General features: G+C 76.6%; 7 protein-coding genes. 3 read left to right on the forward strand and 4 right to left on the reverse strand.

From position 1 onward, the window contains the following. Window positions 1-122 precede the first annotated feature (122 nt). Complete coding sequence (locus tag ABD353_RS22295; RefSeq protein WP_344625411.1) at window positions 123-923, reverse strand: DUF6597 domain-containing transcriptional factor; 801 nt, start codon at window positions 921-923, stop codon at window positions 123-125. An 85-nt stretch (window positions 924-1,008) separates the two neighbouring features. On the opposite strand from ABD353_RS22295, the gene ABD353_RS22300 reads away from it, so the two are divergent. Further along, window positions 1,009-1,602 carry a TIGR03086 family metal-binding protein gene (locus ABD353_RS22300; protein WP_344625412.1) on the forward strand — a complete coding sequence of 198 codons (594 nt, stop codon included), beginning with the start codon at window positions 1,009-1,011 and terminating at the stop codon, window positions 1,600-1,602. 136 nt (window positions 1,603-1,738) lie between these two features. Here ABD353_RS22300 and ABD353_RS22305 read toward each other — a convergent pair whose 3' ends face one another. From ABD353_RS22305 to ABD353_RS22315, 3 genes are all read right to left on the reverse strand, one after another. Then, window positions 1,739-2,257 carry a DinB family protein gene (locus ABD353_RS22305; RefSeq protein WP_344625413.1) on the reverse strand — a complete coding sequence of 173 codons (519 nt, stop codon included), beginning with the start codon at window positions 2,255-2,257 and terminating at the stop codon, window positions 1,739-1,741. Window positions 2,258-2,362: 105 nt separating this feature from the next. Further along, window positions 2,363-3,307: a hypothetical protein gene (locus tag ABD353_RS22310; protein WP_344625414.1), complete on the reverse strand. Its 945-nt coding sequence runs from the start codon at window positions 3,305-3,307 to the stop codon at window positions 2,363-2,365. 341 nt (window positions 3,308-3,648) lie between these two features. After that, window positions 3,649-4,701 carry a transposase domain-containing protein gene (locus ABD353_RS22315; RefSeq protein WP_344625415.1) on the reverse strand — a complete coding sequence of 351 codons (1,053 nt, stop codon included), beginning with the start codon at window positions 4,699-4,701 and terminating at the stop codon, window positions 3,649-3,651. A 276-nt stretch (window positions 4,702-4,977) separates the two neighbouring features. Between ABD353_RS22315 and ABD353_RS22320 the strand changes: the two genes are divergently transcribed. Both ABD353_RS22320 and ABD353_RS22325 read left to right on the forward strand, forming a co-directional pair. Further along, the gene (locus tag ABD353_RS22320) at window positions 4,978-6,369 is read left to right on the forward strand and encodes a hypothetical protein (RefSeq protein ID WP_344625416.1); all 1,392 of its coding nucleotides are present in this window, start codon (window positions 4,978-4,980) and stop codon (window positions 6,367-6,369) included. 184 nt (window positions 6,370-6,553) lie between these two features. Next, window positions 6,554-7,582: a CHAP domain-containing protein gene (locus ABD353_RS22325; protein WP_344625417.1), complete on the forward strand. Its 1,029-nt coding sequence runs from the start codon at window positions 6,554-6,556 to the stop codon at window positions 7,580-7,582. Window positions 7,583-7,726 lie beyond the last annotated feature (144 nt).

The following is a 7,726-nucleotide window of genomic DNA, read 5'->3' on the forward strand; positions in this document are numbered from 1 at the left end:
GTGTGCTCCCGTGTCAGGCCCCGGGGTGTTGGCGCACCGCCGGGGTCAACTTTTGTTCCGTAGCCGGACGGTAGCACAGCGTGACGCGGCGATGCATGGCCGCAGGTCGGGGCCGTGGACGGTCAGCGGGAGCCGTGGGCGTACCGGGCGGGCGGGGTGCCGACCGCGGCGGTGAAGTCGCGGGTGAGGTGGGCCTGGTCGGCGTAGCCGAGGTCCGCGGCGAGGGCCGCCCAGTCGACGTCCGCGCCGCTGTCGGCGTGCCGGGCCGCCTCGTGCAGGCGGGCCCGCCGCAGCACCCACTTCGGCGAGGCGCCGACGTACTCGGCGAACAGCCGTTGCAACTGCCGGACTCCGAGGCCGAACTCCGCCGCGAGGTCGTCGACCCGGTGCAGTTCGGGGGCGGAGGTGATCCGCTCGACCATGGCGGCTACCCGGTCGGCCGTCGGGTCGGGCTCGGGCAGCCGGGCGAGCAGGAAGGCGTCGGCGAGGGCGCGGAGCCGCTCCGGGTCGGCGGGGCCGGCCATGATGTCCTCGTTCAGCCGGTCGGCCTCCGGGCCGAAGAACTCGGCGGCGGGCACCGACCGGTCGGCGAGGCCGGAGACCGGGCGGTCGGTGAACGGGCGGAAGCCGCCGGGCCGGAACTTCACCCCGAGCGCGTGCCCCCGCCCCTCCAGCCGGCGGACGAACAGCGAGCGGTCCACCCCGTAGACCCTCGCCCGGGGCTCCTCGAAGACCAGGTGCACATGGGGGTGGGAGAGCACCTTCTGCTCGTACGGCGGCCGGTCGCGGCAGTCCCAGCGCACCAGCCAGTAGAACTCGACGAAGCGGTCCGCTCCGGGGGCGGGCTCGCGCCGGTCCAGTTCGATCACGGCCGCCGCCCGGCCGGGGTGGAGCACCCCGCGTCCCAGGTCCGGTGCACTCATGCCGGCCAGGGTAGTGGGCGCGGCGCGGCCGGGCCGTCGCGTTTCTTCAAGACCGCGGCCGGGGCGTCGGCGCAGGATCGGACGCATGAACGGTCACCCCCTGCACCCCCGGATGTCCAGCGCCGCCGCCGAGGCCGCCCGCATCGCCCGCGGCGTCCGCCCCGAGCACCTGGACGGCCCCACCCCCTGCACCGACTTCGACACCCGGGCCCTGGTCAACCACTGGGTGCTGTACACCTCGCACGGCCTGGAGCACCGCGCCCTGCGGACCCCGCTGCCGGAGGACCTGGTCGCCCGCGACTTCACCACCGACGCCGCCTGGGCCGAGGACTACGCCGCACAGCTGGACCGGGCCGTCGCGGCCTGGGCCGACCCGGCCGTCTGGGAGGGCGAGGTGGACCTCGGCGGCACGCCCGTCCCGGCCGAGTCGATCGCCAAGATGCTGATCAAGGAGATGGTGCTGCACGGCTGGGACGTCGCCCGCGCCACCGGCACCGAGGTCGAGGTACCCGACGAGCTGGCCGACCTGGTCCTCACCGTGGTCGAGGAGAACGCCGAGCTCTACCGGCAGTTCGGCGGCTTCGCCGACCCCGTCCCGCTCCCCGTCGACGCCCCGCTGCTCGACCGCGCCCTGGCCGCCTCCGGCCGCGACCCGTACTGGGCCCCCAAGCAGGTGTGACGGCCGCTCAGGCCCGGCGCCGGTGCCGCCCGGCGGTCGCTCCGCTGCCCGGGTACGGGATGCGCAGCCTTCCGGCCGGTGGGGCGACCGCCTCGGAAGCGCCGAGCGGCGGGGCGCTCCGCGGACGGGCCCGGGTTCACCGGGTGTCGGCGTGCTGCAGGATGCGGCGGACGTCGTGGACGTGGTGGTGGCCGTCGTGGGCGTTGTTGCGGGCGATGGCCCCGGCGGGTTGGGGGCCGCGGGTGGCGTGCTGCAGGACGGTGCCCGCCGCGACGGCGGCGGTCACCGACTCCGTCCAGGCCTGCACCGCGCGGTCGAGCGACCAGAGGGCGGCGGCCGGGGCGATCTCCAGGTAGCGGCGGCCCCGGGCGACCAGGTCGGGGTCGTAGCCGCCGACGTCGGCGGCGCCGGCCAGCCGGGCGCCGGCGAGCCGCTCGGCCCAGATCCGCAGGTTGTCGGTGACGTGGCTGACGTAGGCGGCAGGTGTCCACTCCAGCTCCGGGTGGCGTTCGCGGCCCGTCCGGCCGTCCAGCAACTCCCGGAACCGCCGCGGCAGTTCGCCCACCACCGCGAGGCAGTCCGCGGGCGTCGCCGACCAGGCGAAGCCGCAGGCCGCGCACGGGTCCCCGTACAGTGCCGCCCCCCATGTCTCCATGGCTCCGCACTGTACCCGAACCAACCTGCCGCCTGCGGCAGTTGGTGCCGACGGGGCCGGCCGGCAGAGCCGCTGCCGACCGGCCCCGCCGGGGTCCGTGCGGGCTCAGCCCGCGGTGTTGAGGGTGCCGTCGACCCGGACCGCCTGCTCCTGCAGCTGGATCCCGATGGTGCGCAACTCGTCCTCGTGCCCCGCCATCAGGGCGTGCTGCCGGTCCACCTCGGCGGCGAACCAGATGCCGACCACGTTGCCCCGCTGCTTGCAGGCGACATCCGCCTCGGCCGTCCGCTGTTCGCCGCGGCCCGGGCTCTCCCCCGCGAAGGCCGGGTCGGCGGCGGCGTCCAGCGGCGTGCCGTAGTGGAAGCCGCTGGCGAGCATGCACGCGGACCAGCCGCGGAACGCCTCCTGCACGGCGGGCGTCCGCTGCGACTCGGCGAAGCCCTTCGCATCGATCTCGCGCACCAGCGGAGGATCGCCGAGGAAGACCGCCCGTCCGGAGAGTTCCTTCGTCATCTCGCCCGTGCAGCCGCCCGGCGGCACCGTGCGGGAGCCGTGGGGCGCGGGGGTGCCGCCGTTGGTGCCGGCCGTGCCGTTGCCGCGCAGCACGAGCAGGTACCCCGGGTCGGTGTTCCGGGGCCCGGGTGTGGCCGTGGGCGTGGCCGATCGGCCGGGGTCGGCCGGGGCGGCGTGGTACCCGGTGGTCCTCGCCTGCTGCGCGCTGGTCACCCCGTACCGCATCCGGGCCGGAGTGGTGGGGTCGCTGCCTGCCACGACCGGATCGTCGGCGAGGGCGAAGCCGAAGCGGCGCATGCACTGGTCGACCAGCTTCCGCGCGGCGCGGTCGAGGTCGCGCCGCGCCTGCGGGGTGAGCAGGTGGTCGGCGAGCGGCAGGCGCAGGTCGAGGCGGTCCGTCACGGTCGGGGTGGGCGCCGGGGCGTGGGTGGCGGGGGCCGCGCCGGCGGAGCCCGAGCAGCCGGTGGCCGAGGCGAGGACTGCCGCCGCTCCCAGGGCGGCCGCCAGGGCGGTCAGGAGGCGGGATGGTCCGGGCATGCCTGGGGGCTCCTCGGGGCGGGTGCGGATGGTCGCGCGGCGGGGCGGGCCGGGGCCGCCCGGCGGTGGCGCGGCCGGACTCCGGCAGGGCGTGCCCGTCGGGTGTGCACGAGGCGCGTCCGGCCGGTGGCCGGTGGCCGGTGGCCGGCGGGCGGCGGTCGCAGGCGCGGAGGTGCGCCCGACCGGTCCTGGTGGTTCGCGTGTGGAACGGGCCGACGTGGTTCTCGGCGAGGGCGTTGCCCGCCGCGCCGGGGTCGCGGGCGCGGCGGCGGCGAGGCCGACCGGACGGAACGCTAGCCGCGCGATTTCGCGGCGGGCAATGTCGTTTGCTTAGGAACGGTTCACCGGGCCCCCGGGCACGGGCCGCAGGCGAAGGCGGCCAGGTCCGCGGCGCGGCGCCGGGCGTTGTGCACGAGCAGCCGGCCGTACAGCTCCTGGTCGACGCCCTCGGCGGTGCGGCTGGTGAGCGGTGCGGCGTCCGGTCCGGCGGCGAGCAGGGCCGCACCGAGCAGGCGGCCGTCGGGCACCGCGTCGGTGGCGGCCAGGAGTTCGTCGGCGGGGGCCAGGGACGGGTCGAGCAGGGTGGTCACCAGGCCGGCCCCGATGACCCGCAGCGGCACGCCGCGCGGCCGGACGAGGAACGAGCCGTCCTCGAGCCGCCGTTCGGGCTGCAGCGGCAGCCGGGCGGTCGGCAGCCGCCAGGCGACGCCGGTGCCGCGGGCCGCCGCCGCAGCGGCCAGCGCGTGGTCCGGGGCCGGTCCCTGGACGACCAGCAGGGTGTCCGGCCCGACGGAGCGGAGCAGGGTCGCGGGTGCGCCGGACGCGTCCCAGACGGCGTCGACGACCTCGCCGGTGCCGCCGTCCAGCAGTCCGGTGACCGTGAGCCGCGGGGTGGGGGAGGTGTGCCGGGAGGCGGCGGTGCGCTGCTCGGCGAGCAGGTGCAGGGTGCGGCCCCGCCAGTGCGGCGCGGAGTGGTGCGGCGGCGCGGACCAATGCCGTGGAGCGGGCGCTTCGCCGGTGCCGGCTTCGGTGCCGGGGAGCGCGGAGTCCCGGAACAGGACCTCCAGCGGGCCGCTGCCCAGGCGTTCGCGCGCCTGGAAGATGGCGGCCTTGCCGGCCGACGGGCCGGGCTGGCTGAGCCCTGCGCGGCGCAGGCCGGACTCCAGACGGCGCATCACGTCCAGGTAGGGCGCGGGCGAGAAGGCGGCCATCGCGAGGACGAAGTAGACCATCCGGCGGGCCGGCAGGAGACGGCGTCTGCGCTCGGTGCGGCCGCAGGCCGCGATCGCCGCGTCCACGAGTTCCGGCGGGTAGGTGCGGACCAGCAGGTCCACCACGGCCGCGTCCGCGTCGCCGCGGTCGTCGGGCCCGGTGGGGGCGGTGTCGTAGGACAAGGGCATCCCCGGTGGTGAGTCGGTGCGGCGGGGGCCGCGCCCGATGCGGCGTCGGGCGCGGCCCCCGCCGAAGTCTCGCCGCTGCGCGTATCCGCGGCGTAGCGCGGCCGTAGCGCGGCCGCGAGACGGGCGCGACGACCGGTTATGTCCATGTCATGAATATGGCGTGTGCATGAGTGATCGAATTCACACCATCCGTGCACACAGTGAAGGAACACGGGGCAGATCCCGTGAGTTTCCCGAGCGAACTGTCGACCCGTCAGCTGAGGAGACCCTGTGGCCCGCAAACCGCGCCCCGTCGATCCGGCCGACGGCCCGGTACCGGCCTTCGCCTACGACCTACGGATCGTCAGGGAGCAGGCGGGGAACCCCACATACCGGGTTCTGGCCGACCGGGCCGGCTTCGGCGCAACCACCCTGAGCGATGCCGCCGGCGGTGTCCGGTTCCCCAGTCTGGAGGTCACCCAGGCCTACGTGGGCGCCTGCGGCGGCGACGTGGCCGCGTGGACCAGGCGCTGGCAGGAGGTCGACAAGCGACTGGCGTCCGACGCCGGGGCGCCGCCGGCCCCCGCCGAGCCCGCACCGCCGGCCACCACCCTCGCCACCGCCGCCGCCGAACCCACAGCCGAACCCACAGCCGCGGCAGCGGCAACACCGGCCGCGGGGAAGCCCGCCGCGGAGTCCGCCGGGAAGGCCGACGGCAAGGCGGCCGGGGCATCCGCCGACTTAGCCCCGTCCGCCCCCGACACCACTGCACCCACCGACCTCGCCGAATCCGCTCCGGCACGCCGATGGCCGGTCGGCTGGACGACCGCGGGCACGGCCGCCGTGCTCGCCCTCACCGTCGTCCTCGTCCTGGTGGTGGTGCGGTCCACCTCCTCCGCGGCGAACCACCCCTCCGCCGGTGCGGCTCCGATGGCCTCGGCCTCCGCGATGGCCGCCTCCGCGATCGGCTGTCCGGCCGCGGACGGCACCACCCCCGCCCTCTTCGCCGGCGAGACGTACAACGCCACCACCCGGGTGCGGGCCGGCGCCAGCCTCAGCGCGGACGTCGTCGCCCAGCTCCCGAGCGGCTGCCGCCTCGCCCTCACCGGTTTCTGCCTCGGCGACGTCGTGCTCGACACCACCTCGGGCTCGCCCGACGTCCGGTGGTTCCGGCTCGCCACGGGCGGCTACGTCTCCTCCGCCGTCGTCCACGGCAACCCGCCCGCCGGGCTGCGCCCCGCCGACTGCCCGGACGGCGTGGCCCCGGCCTCCTCGATCGCGCTCGCCGCGGCCGCACCCGCCGGTGCCCCCGGCGCGCTCGAACTCCGCGCCACCGGCGACCACGTGGCGATCGTCGGCTACGCGGCCTACCTGCCCCGATCGGGCAGCGCCATGCCCCAGTGGCAGCAGATCGGCTTCACCTCCGAGGCCGCCACCGGCTTCAAGGTGACCTGGCGACCCGCCGCACCGGCCGAGGGCGGCGCGGCCGGCGGCGGTGGCTCGGCCGTGCCGGTGGTGGCGGTGGCCTGCTTCGGCGGCGACGGGCCGACCACCGTCGCGGACGCCCGGCTGATCGCCCAGCCCGCGCCCACCGGCACGCTGCCGGCGGCGGGACTCCCGGAGGCCGACCTGGCCCGCGCCCGCAAGGCCGCCTGCCGCTACCCCGACCAGGGGCACGGCTGACGCCCATCACCTGACGCCCATTACCTGACGAGTTGTCACCGCAGGTCCGGGGCCGCCGGGTTCGGCCGCGCGACCGGGGCGCTACGCCGACGGCGGAGGATGCGGCCACTGCGGTGCGGCGACGGGCACGGATCCCGTCGCCGCACCGCGGCGCCCCCACAGCCCCTTCGTCCTGAGGAGAACGGTGAAACCCACGTTCGCCCTGCGCCGGCTGGCCCCGCTGGTCGCGGCCCTCGCCCTCGGCCTCACCGCCTTCGCCCCGACCCCGCCCGCCGCCGCGACGCCGTCCGCCGCTGCGGTCCCGGCCGCTCCCGCCACCGCCGCGGCCGCCGCGGCCACCGCCGCCCAGCTCGCCGCCGCCAACGTCGGCCGCTCCGCCGGGACCTGTGCCGACACACCGACCCACAACACCCTGGGCGGCTCCCAGTTCGAGCACAGCTGCGTCGGCTGGGCCGGCGTCCCCGAGTACTGGTGCGCCGACTTCGCGATCTGGGCGTGGCGCAACGCCGGACTCGCCGTCACCGGACTCGACGCCTCCGCGGTCAGCTTCCGCACCTACGGACAGAACAACGGCACCCTGCACACCGCGGCCACCTACCAGCCGCAGCCCGGCGACGCCGTGATCTACGGCACCGGCACCGGCTCGGGCGCCGTCGTCCACCACGTCGGCATCGTCACCTCGGTCGGCGCGGACGGCTCGGTGGTGACCGCCAACGGCGACTGGAACGGTGACCCGAACGCCGTCGACGAGCCAGCGTTCGCCAAGAGCTCCTCCGTGGTGTCGCTGACCGTCCCCGCCTCCGAGCGCGCGGTCGGCAGCGTGCCCGGCACCGTCGACCCCGCCCACGGCTACCGCATCGACGGCTACATCACCCCGGTCGCGACCTCCACCGCCAACCCGTACACCCCCGCCCAGGTCTGCGGCCCCGGCTTCGGCGTGATCGACTCGCACGCGTTCGGCGGCGCCACCGCCTACCTGCTGTACGAGGCCTCCAGCGGCCGCAACTGCGTGGTCACCCTGGCCGACCGGCCCTCCGGCGCCGTCCCGATGGACGCCACCCTCACGGTGCAGGGCGGCGCCAGTGCCGCCAACCCCGGCAGCTTCACCTACTACGCGGGCCCGGTGACGCTGGACGCGACGGGCACCTGCGTCGACTGGGGCGGCTCCTACCGAGGCACCACCTGGACGAGCGGCTGGAGCCACTGCGGCTGAACCGGCCGTTGACCGGAATTGATTGACCGGCCCGGACGGGGGCCGGCGCCGGCCCGGCCGAATCCGCCCCGCCGCCGTCCCCGTCCGCGCCCCGGAGCGGGTCGGACGTGCCGCGCCGCCGTCCCCGCCCCCCCCCGCAGATCG

Source organism: Kitasatospora arboriphila (genome assembly GCF_039528095.1).
GTDB classification, from domain to species: domain Bacteria; phylum Actinomycetota; class Actinomycetes; order Streptomycetales; family Streptomycetaceae; genus Kitasatospora; species Kitasatospora arboriphila.